The sequence below is a fragment of the Microbulbifer maximicatervae (SeqCode) genome (genome assembly GCF_052466985.1).
In genome coordinates this window covers 3,361,856-3,375,094 of sequence record NZ_CP174298.1, presented here as the reverse complement: position 1 = coordinate 3,375,094, position 13,239 = coordinate 3,361,856, and the positions used below count along the sequence as shown (strand labels likewise).

Here is a 13,239-nt window from a genome sequence, read left to right as displayed (position 1 = left end):
TGGTACAAGAAAAATTTTCCTTCTGCTGTGGGGGGAGCAGAGGCGCTTCAGTGAACGTACCAATAGAGAAGTAGCCTGCCAGCCCCGTCTGTTCAGCCCTTGGATCGGGTAGCCGGGTTGTTGGCAGGGAGTTAATCCACAGATTGCATCTGATTACATAGAGGGATCTAGCAGCAATTTACTAGGTTGGATGGGTAGTTTAGCGACAGCTCCAGAACAAATTGCGCGGGAGCTGCCGTGAGGAAATAGTATTCAGGCAGCCTGGGGAATGCGCTCTTGCAGCAATTGCAACATACGCTCTGAGGGAAGGAAAAGGCGAATGCCATCGCAGTGTGCGAGCAATTCCCGATAAAAATAATCGAAATGGGTGCAGCCCAAAATCAGGATCTGTACGCCGCTTTTCACCAATGCCGCGACCAAGTCATCAAGGGCATGTTGGCGAACAATCATTTCTGCGGCGAGGCCGTCCTCGATATCTTCCACAATTTGCAAGTTGCCAATACCGATGACTTTGGCGGTTGTATTGCGCTCGAGTATTTCCCGCTCGATATTGGCGCAGCTCTGGCAGTTGGCGGCCAACAGTCCAAAGTTGCGATAGCGCTGGGTAAGCTCAGCGTAGACCTCGAGAGGGGATACCACCTCAATGGGGGAGGCAGCTTTTACCACCGTCATATCCACAGCACCGGAAAGAGAGTTGCAGTAGATCATGGCCGCTTCTGCACCGGCCTGGTACAGCTGCTCAATGGCTTCGATCAATTGTTGGGTAAGGGCGTCGCGCTCCAGCGCCTGCAATTGAGTCTGGGCCTGGGGAGACGAGGATAGGGACAGGCCCACGCCACGAAGTTGGCGCGCGGCGAGGAAGTCCAACCCGAAGCGGGTATCTGTGGGGGTGCCGGCGACCACGCCAACGGTCATGGAACTGTTTTCAATGGCGTTATCGGTCAACACAGTCATGTTCCTCTCTCGTAATGCCTAATCGAGTATCGGTGACCCCTCAGGCAGCGCGTTTGCTCCACAGGGGGACAAGCGTATTAATCCATACTCGGCGCACCCAGTCGAGATAAATTCCGTAGGGGCGGCCAAGAGCTCCCGCGATGAGCATAAAAGTAATACTGGCGGTGGCAATTTCGTCCCAGCTGGCCCCACCGAGGCGCATATTGGCCATATATAGCGGGAACTGGAAGCTGAGGAATACAAAGGTGTCTACCAGGTAGGCATTGATAAAGCCGCCACCCCCAAAACGGTTCACAATCCAGTTGCGATACATACTGAATGGGCGGGCGATAAGGGTATTGAATACCAGGGCCATCAGGCGAACTTTCAGGTGTTCGTTCCAACTCATACCCGCCAGAACCAGCTCGATGGGGATCGCTACAGCCCAAGAGAAGCTATTCATGGCGAAGATGTCCAGCATAAAGTCCCAGCGGCGCGCACCAGAAGCCTTTTCATCTGGGGCATCTGGACTGGATGGGGATAGTGCGGGCGCGGACATTGGGCAAACAACCTCGTAGACAGTGGTCGCCTAAACGACTTTGGCGACAAGCCGGCGATTATATCTCCAATTTGCATAAAAGCTAGCCTTACATCTCGACTGTTAGTTTCTGTCGATACATTTGTCCTATTTTTTAATGTTTTATTAATCTAATTATCTTGTTATGAAAACCCGGCAGCTGGTCATAAATGGCTGGCTCCGGTTAATATGCAACTCTTTGCATAAGATGAGTTGGAGTTTTCATGTCTCTGCGCTTTGCCGTTCTCACCTTGCTGGATATTGAGCCCGGCAGTGGATATGACCTTAAGCGGCGCTTTGAGCGCAGCGTCTCCCACTTCTGGAGTGCCAGCCATCAGCAGATGTATCGCGAGCTGCACAAGTTACATGAGGAGGGCCTGCTGGACTGTGAGGAGCAGGCCCAAGAAGGCAAGCCGGACAAGAAGGTCTATAGCCTCACGGATCTAGGCCGCGCCGAGCTGCGTGACTGGGTCATTCAGCCCAGTGCGCCGCAGAAGATTCGCGAGCCTTTTCTGGTGCGTATGTTCGCCGGTCACAACCTGAGCAAGGATGAAATGCGAGATGCTCTGGAGGGCCAACTGCGCCAACATCGCAGCTCTCTGGAAAGTTACCAGGAGCAAAATGAGCGCGTATTAAAGAGTGATACAGCGCTCCAGGAGCGCTACTGGTTGGCACATCAAACCCTGCTTTTGGGTATTGAGGCGGAAAAGACCTGGATCAGTTGGGCGGAAGGTCTGTTGAGTGAGCTTGAAGAGTCCGCAAAAAAATAACTGCTACTCACTTGGAATGACGCGCCCGAATCTGGCCAGCGATGCTGTTTGGTGTTCAGTAACCTCGCTCTTTTAGCAAGTGGGGTGACCTTAGCCATGACTTTTACCGTAACACCTATCCGCGAAGATTTTTTAGAAAAGGTTCGTCAAGCAGGTCTAGATGATCTAGGGCAACCGGTACGGCAGCTGAGCGCCCAGGGCGGTGAGCCATGTCGTGATGTGCGGCGGCGCGCACGGCCCGGGGAGAAAATCCTCCTGGCCAGCTACTGCCCTTTCTCTTTTGCCGGTCCTTATCGGGAGTACGGGCCTGTATTTGTACTGGCGCAGCCACAGCCGGAACAAAACTTCAGAGTACAGAACAGCTTCCCCCCGCTAAATAATAATGCGGAAGATTATTTCAAGAATGGTGTGCCACTAGTGCTTCGCGCCTATAGCGCTGAAGAGCATATCGTGTCTGCGAAATTGGTGGGCCCTGAACAAATAAAAACAGAAGTGAGTGAATATTTTATGCAGGATCAGATTGATTTCGCTCTGCTGCGCTTCGCTGCTTATGGTTGCTATGCGCTGCGGCTGGATCGCGCATAGTTTTAATAGATATTTGTGAAGGCCAGGTCGCCGGTTAATAAAATCCTGGTGTCAGTGGTAGTGAGAACCACCGGTCTTTTTGGTGGTTGTTTCGGAGTTCAGTATTTATTCCCGAACTCCGAAAATATTTCAAAATTAAATGGAGATTTTTTCCAATACCAAGCTGCCAATAGAATAGCCTGCGCCAAAGGAACAGATAATTCCCCGGTCACCGACCTGCAAGTCATCGCTGTGCAAATTAAATGCGATAACTGAGCCGGCACTTGCCGTGTTGGCGTAGCGGTCCAGAACGATGGGCGCGCGTTCAACGCTTGCATTGTCACCCATTAGCTTCTTGGCGATCAGGTTGTTCATATTGATATTGGCCTGATGGAGCCAGTAGCGGCGCACGCTGTGAGGATCGGTGTCTGTCTCTTGCAGGTGGGCCTCAATATGAGACGCCGCCATGGGGCAAACTTCTTTAAATACTTTTCGGCCGTTCTGGCGGAACAACTTACCGGGACCAAAAGGGTCCACATCGGCGGCGCGAGCGGTGTAGCCAAAGTTCGAACGGATATTGTTGGAGAAAACGGTTTTCGCTTTGGTGCCGAGAATTTCCCAGGCGCTTTCGACAGTACAGGTTTCTCTGCGCTCGATAATGCTGGCTACGGCTACATCGCCAAAGATAAAGTGGCTGTCTCGGTCGGTGTAATCCACTTGTGGTGAAGCCAGCTCGGCATTGATGACCAGTACAGCTTTGGCTGAGCCTGAGCAGATCGCATCCACCGCACGCTGAAGTGAGAAGGTGGCTGAGGAGCAAGCCACTTCCATATCAAAGGCAAAACCATCGATACCCAGTGCACCTTGGATTTCAATAGCAATAGCGGGGTAGGCGCGCTGCATATAGGAGGCACCGACAATGACCAAATCAATGTCAGACGCCTGCTTATCGGCTTTCTCCAGGGCTAGTCTGGCGGCCTTTAAGCCCATTTCGGCTTGTACACTTAGCTCGTCATCTGCGCGCTCGGGAATAAGGGGGCGCATGCGCTTCGGGTCAAGGATGCCATCGCGGGTCACCACATAGCGGCTCTTGATGCCTGAGGCCTTCTCGATAAATTCTGCAGAAGAGAAAGGTTTTGCCGCACGCTCACCGGCCTCAATCTCTTGAGCATGCTCAAGATTGTACTGCTGGGCATGGGTGTTATAGGCATCTACCAACTCTTCATTGCTAATAGATTCCGGTGGGGTCCACAGGCCTGTGCCGCTGATGACAATGCCCCGTGGCAACTTGTATTCACTCATCGCTGAATTCCTGGCCCGCGACAACAGAAATGCGGGCAATTTAGTCGCTGTTAGAACCTTAGCAGTGCTGGCAGATGAGGGACTGAGGCGCCAGAACGGCAAGGTAAGCTATTGTGACGTTGGGGTGACTATGGGTCTATTTGTAGTCGCGCCGAACAGTCATGGCGTTCTGGCCAAAACGAAGGCGCTGACCTGTTTTGCCCCGGCTGTGAGTAGCTGGCGAGTGATGATTTCAAGGGTCGCTCCCGTGGTTACAACATCGTCTACCAGGCCGATATGGGCACCCGATATTTCTCCGCGCACGGCAAAGCTGTCAGACAGGTTTTTCAGCCGTTGGTTGCGGCTGAGTTGAGACTGGGTTTTGGTGGAAGTTGTTTTGCGCAGTAGTTGCAGATCTACTGGCAGGCACCAGTTTTGCCCCAGACCACTGGCAATAAGTTGAGCCTGGTTGTAACCGCGTTGCCAATAGCGACGCCAGTGCAGAGGAACCGGGGTAAGTATGTCAGGCATATCCTCTGGAAGCCCCAATTGGCGGGCTGCTAGCTGTATAAGGCTGTGTCCGGCGGCCAGGTCCCGGTGGTATTTGAAATGTTGGATTAAGTGGTTGATTGGGTAAGCGTATTGCCAGGCAGCACTGATCTTCTTTAAGGCGGGTGGCCTCTGTAAACAGGCCGCGCAAATATTATCTTTTGCCGCCGCCAAGGGTAGGGCGCAGTAGCGGCAGCCGCGGCCTAGCGCCGGTAGTTCCTGAGTGCAGGCAGAACAGATTCCAACCTCTCCCGATACTCCGCCGCACAGCAGGCAGCGGGCCAGACTTTGGGCAAGTTTTCTACTGAAAAGCTTGTAAACCATATCGTCTCTTCCGAGTTGACAGCGGTTTGGCCGTGGCTAAACTGGCCAGTCTGGTGGATTGAACGGCAGAGGCTGAATTAGAGCCCGCTGATCGATTCCACTAGAGCCTGCTAACAGGCTGTGAGTATCCGATTTTAATAAGCAACAGAGAGAGTACGCCCTGTGACTGCCGCCCAGCAAATGCCCGCCGCAGAGATCCGCCACGACTGGACCCGCGAGCAGGTACTGGACCTCTTCGCCATGCCGTTTAGCGACTTGATGTTTACCGCGCAGCAAGTGCACAGAGCTTATTTTGATGCCAATCGGGTACAGGTCAGTACCCTTTGCTCTATCAAGACCGGTGCTTGCCCTGAGGACTGTGCCTACTGTCCCCAAAGTGCCCGCTATGACACCGGGCTGGAGCGGGAAAAACTGATGAAGGTTGAAAAGGTGTTGCAGGAGGCAAGGGCAGCTAAGGCCGGCGGTGCTACCCGCTTCTGTATGGGGGCCGCCTGGCGCTCCCCCAAGAAAAAAGACATGCCTTACGTGACCCAGATGGTACGTGAAGTAAAGGCGTTGGGTATGGAAACCTGTATGACCCTGGGCATGTTAAATGATGATCAGGCCCAGGAGTTGGCGGATGCAGGCCTCGATTACTACAACCACAATTTGGATACTTCGCCGGAATATTACGGTGAGATTATTACCACTCGCACTTACCAGGATCGCCTGGAAACCTTGGGGCGAGTGCGCTCAGCGGGAATGAAGGTCTGTGCTGGTGGCATTGTGGGAATGGGTGAAGGCGATAAAGATCGCGCCGGGTTATTGATGCAATTGGCGAACCTGCCGGAGCACCCCGAATCAGTGCCCATCAATATGCTGGTAAAAGTCGCAGGTACCCCGCTGGAAGAACAAAAGGACTTGGACCCCTTCGAATTTATTCGCTGCATTGCTGTGGCCCGTATCATGATGCCGAAATCCCATGTGCGCCTATCCGCCGGTCGCGAGCAGATGAGCGATGAGATGCAGGCAATGGCCTTCCTCGCCGGCGCCAACTCTATTTTCTACGGTGAAAAACTGCTGACGACTGCGAATCCGGAAGCTAACGAAGATATGCAGTTGTTCAGTCGCCTGGGTATTAAGCCAGAAGAGTATCAGCAGTACGCCGATGAGGCTGAGGTGGAAGCGGAATTGAACGCGCAGATCACCGAACAGCAAAATGATGCCTTCTTCTACGACGCGGCCAAATGACCCTGAATGAAGTCCTGCAACAGCGCCTCGCCGAGCGCCGCCAGCAGAATCTGTACCGGGAACTAAAAACCCTCGATCGCGCACCCGGGCCGCGAGCCCGGGTCGATGGGCGGGAGCTACTGGTATTTAGCAGTAACGACTACCTGGGGCTTGCCAGCCGCGAGGAAGTCATCGCAGCACAGAAGGCGGGAGCAGAGTGTGGTGCAGGCGCCACAGCCTCTCACCTGGTTAATGGTCACCTGGATATTCATCACCGCTTGCAGCAGTGCATCGCCGAAGTAAGTGGGCGAGAAGCGGCGCTGATATTCTCGAGTGGCTACATGGCGAATATCGGCACTATTTGTGCCCTGTTGGGGCGAGCCGACAATATTGTTTCGGACAGGCTTAATCATGCCTCACTGATTGACGGTGCCCGCTTGAGTGGCGCCAACAGTCTGCGCTTTGCCCATAACGATCTCGCTGGCCTTGAACGCCAATTGCAGCGCGCTACTAGCCGGGGTGGCGCTACTTTAGTAGCGGTGGATGGCGTTTACAGCATGGATGGTGATTTGGCCCCTCTGGCTGAGATTGCCACTCTGTGTAAGCAATACAACGCCTGGTTAATGGTTGATGAGGCCCACGGCTTTGGCGTAATGGGTAGTGAAGCATACCCGCTGGCGGGCAGCTGTGCCCTGGCGGGGCTGACCCAGGAACAAGCCCCGGTTGTGATGGGTACCTTGGGTAAAGCGGTTGGCAATGCCGGTGCCTTTATTGCGGGCTCCCGGGCACTGATAGATTTCCTCACCCAGTTTGCGCGGCCCTATATCTATACCACCGGAATGACGCCAGCAGTGGCTGCCGGTGCCTTGGCTGCTATCGAATTGATTCGCGATGAGCCTCAGTTACAAGGGCGCTTGCGGGTAAATATCGCTTATTTCCGCCGCAGGGCACTACAGCTCGGCTTACCTCTACAGGCGTCGGCCAGTGCGATACAGCCGCTGGTGTTGGGCTGTGAAAACACCGTGATGGCGGTTGCCAGAGAATTGCAGGAGCGTGGATTCCTGGTGGGTGCCATTCGCCCGCCTACAGTGCCGCTGGGCACTGCACGCTTGCGCATTACCCTGAGCGCGGCTCATCTGGCCGAGGATATCGATGAGCTACTAGGCGCACTGCAGCAGATTTTGCAGGGCGCAGGGGTACTGGATAAGTGACACGGGTTGAACACTTGGTTTCCCTGCACGGGTGGGGCGGGAGTGCAGACCTTTGGCAGCCGCTTATAGAATCCCTGGCGCGTCGTACAGAAGTGCAACTCCACTGTATTGAGTTACCTGGATTTGCTACACAAGGTGCTGAAGACTGGCCCCCACTAGAAGCTTTGCTGCAGAAGCTTTACCAGCAACTTCCCCCTAGCTGTATCCTGGTTGGCCACTCCCTCGGCGGTATGCTGGCCGTTCGCCTGGCTTCTATAGCGAAGCAGGACAAAGTTCTGGGTTTAGTGACCATAGCTGCCAATGCCTGCTTTGTGGAACGAGACGGCTGGCCAGGCATGGCCGAGAGCACTTTCAAGGCATTTTTCGATGCTTTTACATCATCTCCGGAGAGTACCTGGGAGCGTTTTTGCTCACTACAGGCGCGGGGTGATAGCTCCATGCGCTCTTTGCTTAAAGACCTAAAGGCACAAAAACCACAAATAAATAGTGATGCCTGGCGGGGAGCATTGTGCTGCTTGGCAGAGCTGGATAATCGCCAATACCTGGAACATCTGTCCGTGCCGGCACTGCACCTGTTTGGTGACAGGGATGCCCTGGTTCCCATTGAAGCTGCTCGGTCCATTGAGGCGTGTGGGGGCACCGTCAAAGTCATACCCGAGACGGGCCATTTACCCCATTGCACCAAAGCTGACATCGTCGCTGAATATCTATTCGAGCTTCTCGAGTCTATTGGAAATCCCCCGGCTGAGCCGTTTGATAAGGCTGCGGTAGCTCGCTCTTTTACCCGGGCAGCACAGGGCTACGATGATTGCGCCCATCTGCAGCGGGCAGTCTGCCGGCAACTGTTGGCCCAAGCCGATGACAGCTGTGCACCCCGTACGATCCTCGATTTGGGCAGTGGCACCGGATTCGGTACTGAACTGTTGCGGCGGCACTTTCCTCAGTCGCAAATTATTGCCCTGGATCTGGCGGAGGGGATGCTGAAGTTTGCCCGGACGCAAAGACCCGAAGCTGATGGTTACATTGCGGCCGATGCCGAGCAGTTACCCCTGGCGGCGGGTAGTATTGATTTGGTGTTTTCAAGTATGGCGCTGCAATGGTGCTACCGCCTGCCGCAATTGTTTGCTGAGTTGCAGCGAATACTGGCCCCTGAAGGGCGGTGCCTGGTTGCCACCCTTGGCCCTAAAACCCTGGTGGAATTGAAACAGAGTTGGGCTCAAGTGGATGAGGGTGTACATGTCAATCAGTTCCTGCCCGCCGAGCAATGGCGTGAAGCGGCACTGCACAGTGACCTCAGCGGATTGGTTACGGATGAATTGCGCCTACTGCACTTTGATAGCCTGCGGCAGTTGATGCGGGAGCTTAAGGGAGTGGGTGCACACAATATTAACCGGGCGGCGGATAAAGGTATGACAGGTCGTCGCAAACTGCAGCACTTGTCCGTAGCCTATGAAAATAAGCGGGAAGAGCGAGGATTGCCGGTAACTTACGAGGTGATCTATATGAATCTCACCGCTTGCAGGGCAAAAAAATCCGGCTGACCTGCGCCTATCGCAACGCAGGGAGCCGGGTGCAAGATTGAAGAGATCAGGGGTAGATGTCGATAGGGATTGGCGTCTTCACCAGAGCCCAGATTTCGTCCATTTCACGGTTGGAGGCCACCGCGATGCAACCATCGGTCCAGTTGGTGCGGCGCAGATGTCTTTCCATATAGGACCACTGGGGCTTGATACCGTGGATCATAATGTCACCGCCGGGACTGACCCCCATTTTGGCTGCCCGTGCACGGTCCTGCTTGTTGGGATAGGACACGTGGATTGAACGGTAAAAGCGGCTGTTGGGATTCTTCCAGTCCAGTGTGTAGCGGCCTTCAGGGGTGCGCTCGTCCCCCTGGCGAACTTTGTGTCCCCTGGGGTTATCCCCAAAAGACACGGTATAGCTTTTCACGACACGGCCGTCCCGTATCAGCTGCATGAGTTTCTTGGACTTATAAACTACGACGTGGTCAACGGGATCAACTTTCGCTGAAGCAAAGATTGGCACCAGCAGGAGCAGGGCAAAGGTCAGGTATCGCATGGTCTTTAAGCAGTTCGGGTAGTTGTCGGTTATTTCGCAATGACACCGCATCCCTGCTGTCTGTCCCCTTTAAGAGGGGGGTTATTGTGTGAGCGCAACCCCGTGCCTTCTTATCGATGTACGGCTTGATCTGTTCAAAATTTGCGCTACCGGGTTAATTTATCACCATCTGAGTGGCGTGAAAAGTCACGTTATAAAAAAAGTTAACTTTTATTAGAGGAGGGGGTTAGGCCTTGGCAAAAACCTATTTTATCGCCGGTACTGACACCGAGGTCGGCAAGACATATGTGAGCGCCGCACTGCTATCGGCAGCGGCGGAGGCAGGCTTGCAAACGGCGGCAGTGAAGCCTGTGGCATCTGGATGTGAGCACACGGATGATGGCCTGCGCAATGAAGATGCCCTTTTGCTCCAGGAAGCGATGACTCTGAAGCTGCCTTACCAGCAAGTAAACCCCTTTGCCCTGGAGCCCGCTATTGCTCCGCATATAGCGGCCGCAGAGGTGGGTAAGCAGTTAAATGTTGCGCGGATGGCTGGCGTCTGTCGGGGAGTGATGTCTGCAGGTGCCGATCTGGTTTTGATAGAAGGTGCTGGTGGCTGGCGCACCCCGTTGGGCCCAAGAAGCTTTCTGTCCCAGTTGCCCCGGGAACTAAACCTACCGGTCATACTCGTGGTGGGAATGCAACTTGGCTGTATCAACCATGCATTACTCACGGTAGAGGCAATCCGCCGTGATGGGCTTCCGTTAGTGGGTTGGGTAGCCAACTTTGTACGTGGTGAGGGTATGGCTCGCGCAGAGGAGAATCTGCATACCCTTAAAGCTCTACTGCCGGCTCCTCTTCTAGGCTCCCTTCCATTCGATAGCGCCGCGAACTATCGCAATGCTGCCCAGTACCTGGATATCGATGGGTTAATTGCCCAAGCCGATCACTGATGGGGCGGTAGGGTAAGGAGAAGACGCAGAATGCTGTTCTTACAAGGTGATATTACTAGGCCTGATTATATCTGATTTAAAAAACTAGTTCGTAGGGCGATATCATTTTCCAGAAGTTGGGCGATATTTCGTGTGTCATCGATACCGGAATGCTGTCGCCCTTTAAATTTAAGCCCCGATAGTTGAATAGCCTTGGCTAGGTCGACGCGGTATCCTTTATTGTCAGCGAATATTTGCTTCACATTAATGTGAGGCAGGTATTGTAAGGGGTTTGCTATTTCCTTTCCGCCTGTTTCCATGTGCAATTGCCATGCATCAAAATTTCCCCAGCTGCCCCATGCGGCTAATTCATAGTTGGAAAGCCAATCTTTGAATTTATCCAGTACCCCGGGTAACAACGAGGCCTTATCAACCTGCTCCTGAGTAATACCCGTTAATTCGGTACAAAATAGTGTCAATTCTCTGTGAATAGTGGGTTTTACGTAAAGCTGCCTTTCATCTAATTGAACAAAAGCTTTTTGTGTCAAACTTCCCACTATCGCACCCAACTCTATGGTTTCGGCTTCCTCTGGAGGGAGGGGCGGCTCGTTATCACAAGTACATTCGAGATCAACCAAAAGAATGTAAGTTTGATTTTTCATCTTTAATTGTGAAGCTTTTCGCAAGAATATTCATGGCAATGTTTAATTTATAGTCTATGTAGTTATTCTGATAAAACTGTCGTGATTTTCTCTAATTTTTCATTATTTCCTTACTCGGCTATTGCAGTTATTGAATTTTTAAAGGGGAGCTAAAACACGCAGCAAAAATTTGTATCACCCGGCAGTAAAAAGTAGATGGATATATTCTTATGGGGATATCTCTCTGATTGGGGTTGTGAAATTGACTACGAATGGGCATACAAATGGCTGGCAACCACCGATTCTTGAAGATCCCAGCAGATATTTGAAACTCGCAAATAATCCTTGGTTTAACTTACTGGTAGATTTACAAGACATACTTACTCGAGAGACAGCTGTGTTTTGGTGGAACCAGGGGATTGGCACCGTTCACTTACCTGTTACGACGGGCAGTATTTCAAGTCCAGTTGGGCTGGGAAGTGACTCAATTCCTGTATGTATTCAATTAAATGGTCAGGAAACATATTTAGCCGACTCCATGCAGTTTCAGCTTGAGTTGTGTTGTCGAATGAAGCCCCGGGGCGCTTATTATTTAATGCCGTCATTTCGTGGGGAGGACTGGGACGCTACACATCTCTGCCAGTTTATGCACAGCGAGGTAGAAATTAGTGGGGACTTGGCTGAGGCTATGTCTTTGGCTGAAGGGTATATCCGTGCGCTCAGCAAAGCGATGCTTAGGGAGCAAGCTGAGTCGATTACACGAGCAGCCGGCAGCCTAAGTCACTTAGAGTCAGTGGCAAACGGAGATTTAACTTTTAATTCTGTTACTTTTGATGAGGCCGCCAAGCTTCTTCAGGACAAGCCTGAGTTTATCGATAAAACTGATTACGGGCGAAATCTTACTAGAGCGGGAGAACGAGAGCTTATCAGAACTATTGGCCCCTTTGTTTGGGTTACCAAGTGGGATCATGGGGTTGTTCCCTTTTATCAAGCCATAGATAAAAATGGCTATAGCGCATTAAATAGTGATCTCTTATTTGGGTGTGGCGAAGTGGTCGGTTGTGGCGAAAGACATGTTGACGATTTGGCTGTTCTCACAGCTATGAAGGTGCATGGGGTAAATCCAGAATCCTATAAGTGGTATACGAATATGAAGCGGGTTTATCCATTGAGAACTGCTGGGTTTGGCATGGGTGTTGAACGATTTTTAATGTGGGTGCTCCAACACGATGATATTCGGGATCTCCAGATATTGCCTCGCAGAAACGGATTTGAATTGTCACCATGAGTTCTTCCGATAGGGACCCTTCAAGTTACAATATTTCTAAGCAGGTAAGAATAAGCTCTTTGGGATTACCTGAAGATAAATTGCCTCAGCACTTACGCCCCATATTTTCATTTATCAACTCATGGGCAAATGGACAAGATGCACCAGTGACTATAACAATTGGTGGAAGCATCGCATCTGGCGAAGCCGATGCTTTTAGTGATTTGGATGTCACGGCAGTCTATATGTCGACTAATCCACTCAATAGGGCCAGAGCTGAATTTGAGCAGATGTTCACACAGCATTTTAATATTTGCGTGACATTCTCTGCTGTGCATACGGGAATTCCAAGTTTACTTGTTTTCTACACTCGAAAAGATGAGTGGATTGTAAAGTTAGATATAAGCTTTTTGTATTGTGCAGATCCACCTTGCTGTATCCCAGAACCATTCATCGTCTTGCGTAAAGATATTCCTATCAGCCAAAACACCATGTCTGGTGCGAAATCAATGTCAGTGCAGGAGATTATCCCGCGCTACTGTGGCTGGCTTTGGTATACATTTGCTAAAATTAAAAGAGGTGAAAGTTTGGCGGCTTGTGACTCTCTCGCCTTTACACGTAAACATGCCATTATTCCACTTATTCAACAGGCTACAGGTGTTAAATTACAAGGGGATCGGCGATTAGAGCAGCGATTGCCGACCGACTGGGTAGAACAACTTCATAATACTCACCCTCGTACTTTGAAGTCTGAGGATCTTTATTTGAGTCAAGCTAGCCTTCATCAAATTTTCCTGCGAGCGGTTAATGAAATAGGAAAGTCTGATTTGTTACTAGAGGGGCAAAAATATAATCAGCTTGTTGATGTGTTACGACGGCAGGGGCTAACCATTGACTGGCCTGAATAATGATGCAGTGTCGGTAAA

14 protein-coding genes are annotated in these 13,239 nt (G+C 51.8%); 8 read left to right on the top strand and 6 right to left on the bottom strand.

What is annotated here, in order from left to right; all coding sequences use genetic code 11:
• Positions 1-252 precede the first annotated feature (252 nt).
• Complete coding sequence (locus ACJJI3_RS14995) at positions 253-954, bottom strand: aspartate/glutamate racemase family protein (protein WP_444906557.1); 702 nt, start codon at positions 952-954, stop codon at positions 253-255.
• Positions 955-994: 40 nt separating this feature from the next.
• A complete protein-coding gene (gene alaE, locus ACJJI3_RS14990) occupies positions 995-1,492 on the bottom strand; it encodes an L-alanine exporter AlaE (RefSeq protein ID WP_413664185.1) in 498 nt (165 codons plus the stop codon).
• A 242-nt stretch (positions 1,493-1,734) separates the two neighbouring features.
• Between alaE and ACJJI3_RS14985 the strand changes: the two genes are divergently transcribed.
• Both ACJJI3_RS14985 and ACJJI3_RS14980 read left to right on the top strand, forming a co-directional pair.
• Positions 1,735-2,280 (top strand): PadR family transcriptional regulator, encoded by a 546-nt coding sequence (locus ACJJI3_RS14985; RefSeq protein WP_444906556.1) that lies wholly within the window; start codon positions 1,735-1,737, stop codon positions 2,278-2,280.
• 96 nt (positions 2,281-2,376) lie between these two features.
• Positions 2,377-2,865, top strand: coding sequence for a DUF1203 domain-containing protein (locus ACJJI3_RS14980; protein ID WP_444912000.1), 489 nt, complete (start codon positions 2,377-2,379; stop codon positions 2,863-2,865).
• A gap of 135 nt (positions 2,866-3,000) precedes the next feature.
• Here the strand turns inward: ACJJI3_RS14980 and ACJJI3_RS14975 are convergent, their stop codons facing one another.
• Positions 3,001-4,146, bottom strand: coding sequence for a beta-ketoacyl-ACP synthase III (locus ACJJI3_RS14975; RefSeq protein ID WP_444940158.1), 1,146 nt, complete (start codon positions 4,144-4,146; stop codon positions 3,001-3,003).
• Positions 4,147-4,305: 159 nt separating this feature from the next.
• Entirely contained in the window at positions 4,306-4,998 is a 693-nt protein-coding gene (locus tag ACJJI3_RS14970; protein WP_444906553.1) for a ComFC family protein, read from the bottom strand.
• A 180-nt stretch (positions 4,999-5,178) separates the two neighbouring features.
• Between ACJJI3_RS14970 and bioB the strand changes: the two genes are divergently transcribed.
• Genes bioB through bioC form a run of 3 tightly spaced genes read left to right on the top strand, consistent with a single transcriptional unit; the run spans position 5,179 to position 8,959 of the window.
• On the top strand, positions 5,179-6,228 hold the full coding sequence (gene bioB, locus ACJJI3_RS14965; RefSeq protein WP_444894787.1) for a biotin synthase BioB: 1,050 nt from the start codon (positions 5,179-5,181) through the stop codon (positions 6,226-6,228).
• Entirely contained in the window at positions 6,225-7,418 is a 1,194-nt protein-coding gene (gene bioF / locus ACJJI3_RS14960) for an 8-amino-7-oxononanoate synthase (RefSeq protein ID WP_413664190.1), read from the top strand. Before bioB ends, bioF begins: the two co-directional genes overlap by 4 nt.
• Complete coding sequence (gene bioC, locus ACJJI3_RS14955) at positions 7,415-8,959, top strand: malonyl-ACP O-methyltransferase BioC (protein WP_444940157.1); 1,545 nt, start codon at positions 7,415-7,417, stop codon at positions 8,957-8,959. The genes bioF and bioC overlap by 4 nt, the downstream gene beginning before the upstream one ends.
• Positions 8,960-9,005: 46 nt before the next feature.
• Here bioC and ACJJI3_RS14950 read toward each other — a convergent pair whose 3' ends face one another.
• On the bottom strand, positions 9,006-9,494 hold the full coding sequence (locus ACJJI3_RS14950; protein ID WP_282934516.1) for a L,D-transpeptidase family protein: 489 nt from the start codon (positions 9,492-9,494) through the stop codon (positions 9,006-9,008).
• A 233-nt stretch (positions 9,495-9,727) separates the two neighbouring features.
• Here ACJJI3_RS14950 and bioD point away from each other — a divergent pair, with 233 nt between their 5' ends.
• On the top strand, positions 9,728-10,426 hold the full coding sequence (gene bioD / locus ACJJI3_RS14945; RefSeq protein ID WP_413664193.1) for a dethiobiotin synthase: 699 nt from the start codon (positions 9,728-9,730) through the stop codon (positions 10,424-10,426).
• Positions 10,427-10,491: 65 nt separating this feature from the next.
• Here bioD and ACJJI3_RS14940 read toward each other — a convergent pair whose 3' ends face one another.
• The gene (locus tag ACJJI3_RS14940) at positions 10,492-11,067 is read right to left on the bottom strand and encodes a 3'-5' exonuclease (protein ID WP_444940156.1); all 576 of its coding nucleotides are present in this window, start codon (positions 11,065-11,067) and stop codon (positions 10,492-10,494) included.
• Positions 11,068-11,302: 235 nt separating this feature from the next.
• Between ACJJI3_RS14940 and ACJJI3_RS14935 the strand changes: the two genes are divergently transcribed.
• Both ACJJI3_RS14935 and ACJJI3_RS14930 read left to right on the top strand, forming a co-directional pair.
• Positions 11,303-12,334 (top strand): amino acid--tRNA ligase-related protein, encoded by a 1,032-nt coding sequence (locus ACJJI3_RS14935; protein WP_444940155.1) that lies wholly within the window; start codon positions 11,303-11,305, stop codon positions 12,332-12,334.
• On the top strand, positions 12,331-13,221 hold the full coding sequence (locus ACJJI3_RS14930) for a hypothetical protein (RefSeq protein ID WP_444940154.1): 891 nt from the start codon (positions 12,331-12,333) through the stop codon (positions 13,219-13,221). The genes ACJJI3_RS14935 and ACJJI3_RS14930 overlap by 4 nt, the downstream gene beginning before the upstream one ends.
• Positions 13,222-13,239 lie beyond the last annotated feature (18 nt).

Bases quoted from the DNA above. Each gene is read 5' to 3' on its own strand.
- ACJJI3_RS14950 (WP_282934516.1), bottom strand. From the start codon at position 9,494: ATGCGATACCTGACCTTTGCCCTGCTCCTGCTGGTGCCAATCTTTGCT.
- ACJJI3_RS14970 (WP_444906553.1), bottom strand. From the start codon at position 4,998: ATGGTTTACAAGCTTTTCAGTAGAAAACTTGCCCAAAGTCTGGCCCGC.
- bioF (WP_413664190.1), top strand. From the start codon at position 6,225: ATGACCCTGAATGAAGTCCTGCAACAGCGCCTCGCCGAGCGCCGCCAG.
- ACJJI3_RS14940 (WP_444940156.1), bottom strand. From the start codon at position 11,067: ATGAAAAATCAAACTTACATTCTTTTGGTTGATCTCGAATGTACTTGT.
- alaE (WP_413664185.1), bottom strand. From the start codon at position 1,492: ATGTCCGCGCCCGCACTATCCCCATCCAGTCCAGATGCCCCAGATGAA.
- ACJJI3_RS14995 (WP_444906557.1), bottom strand. From the start codon at position 954: ATGACTGTGTTGACCGATAACGCCATTGAAAACAGTTCCATGACCGTT.
- ACJJI3_RS14980 (WP_444912000.1), top strand. From the start codon at position 2,377: ATGACTTTTACCGTAACACCTATCCGCGAAGATTTTTTAGAAAAGGTT.
- ACJJI3_RS14975 (WP_444940158.1), bottom strand. From the start codon at position 4,146: ATGAGTGAATACAAGTTGCCACGGGGCATTGTCATCAGCGGCACAGGC.
- ACJJI3_RS14985 (WP_444906556.1), top strand. From the start codon at position 1,735: ATGTCTCTGCGCTTTGCCGTTCTCACCTTGCTGGATATTGAGCCCGGC.
- bioB (WP_444894787.1), top strand. From the start codon at position 5,179: ATGCCCGCCGCAGAGATCCGCCACGACTGGACCCGCGAGCAGGTACTG.
- ACJJI3_RS14930 (WP_444940154.1), top strand. From the start codon at position 12,331: ATGAGTTCTTCCGATAGGGACCCTTCAAGTTACAATATTTCTAAGCAG.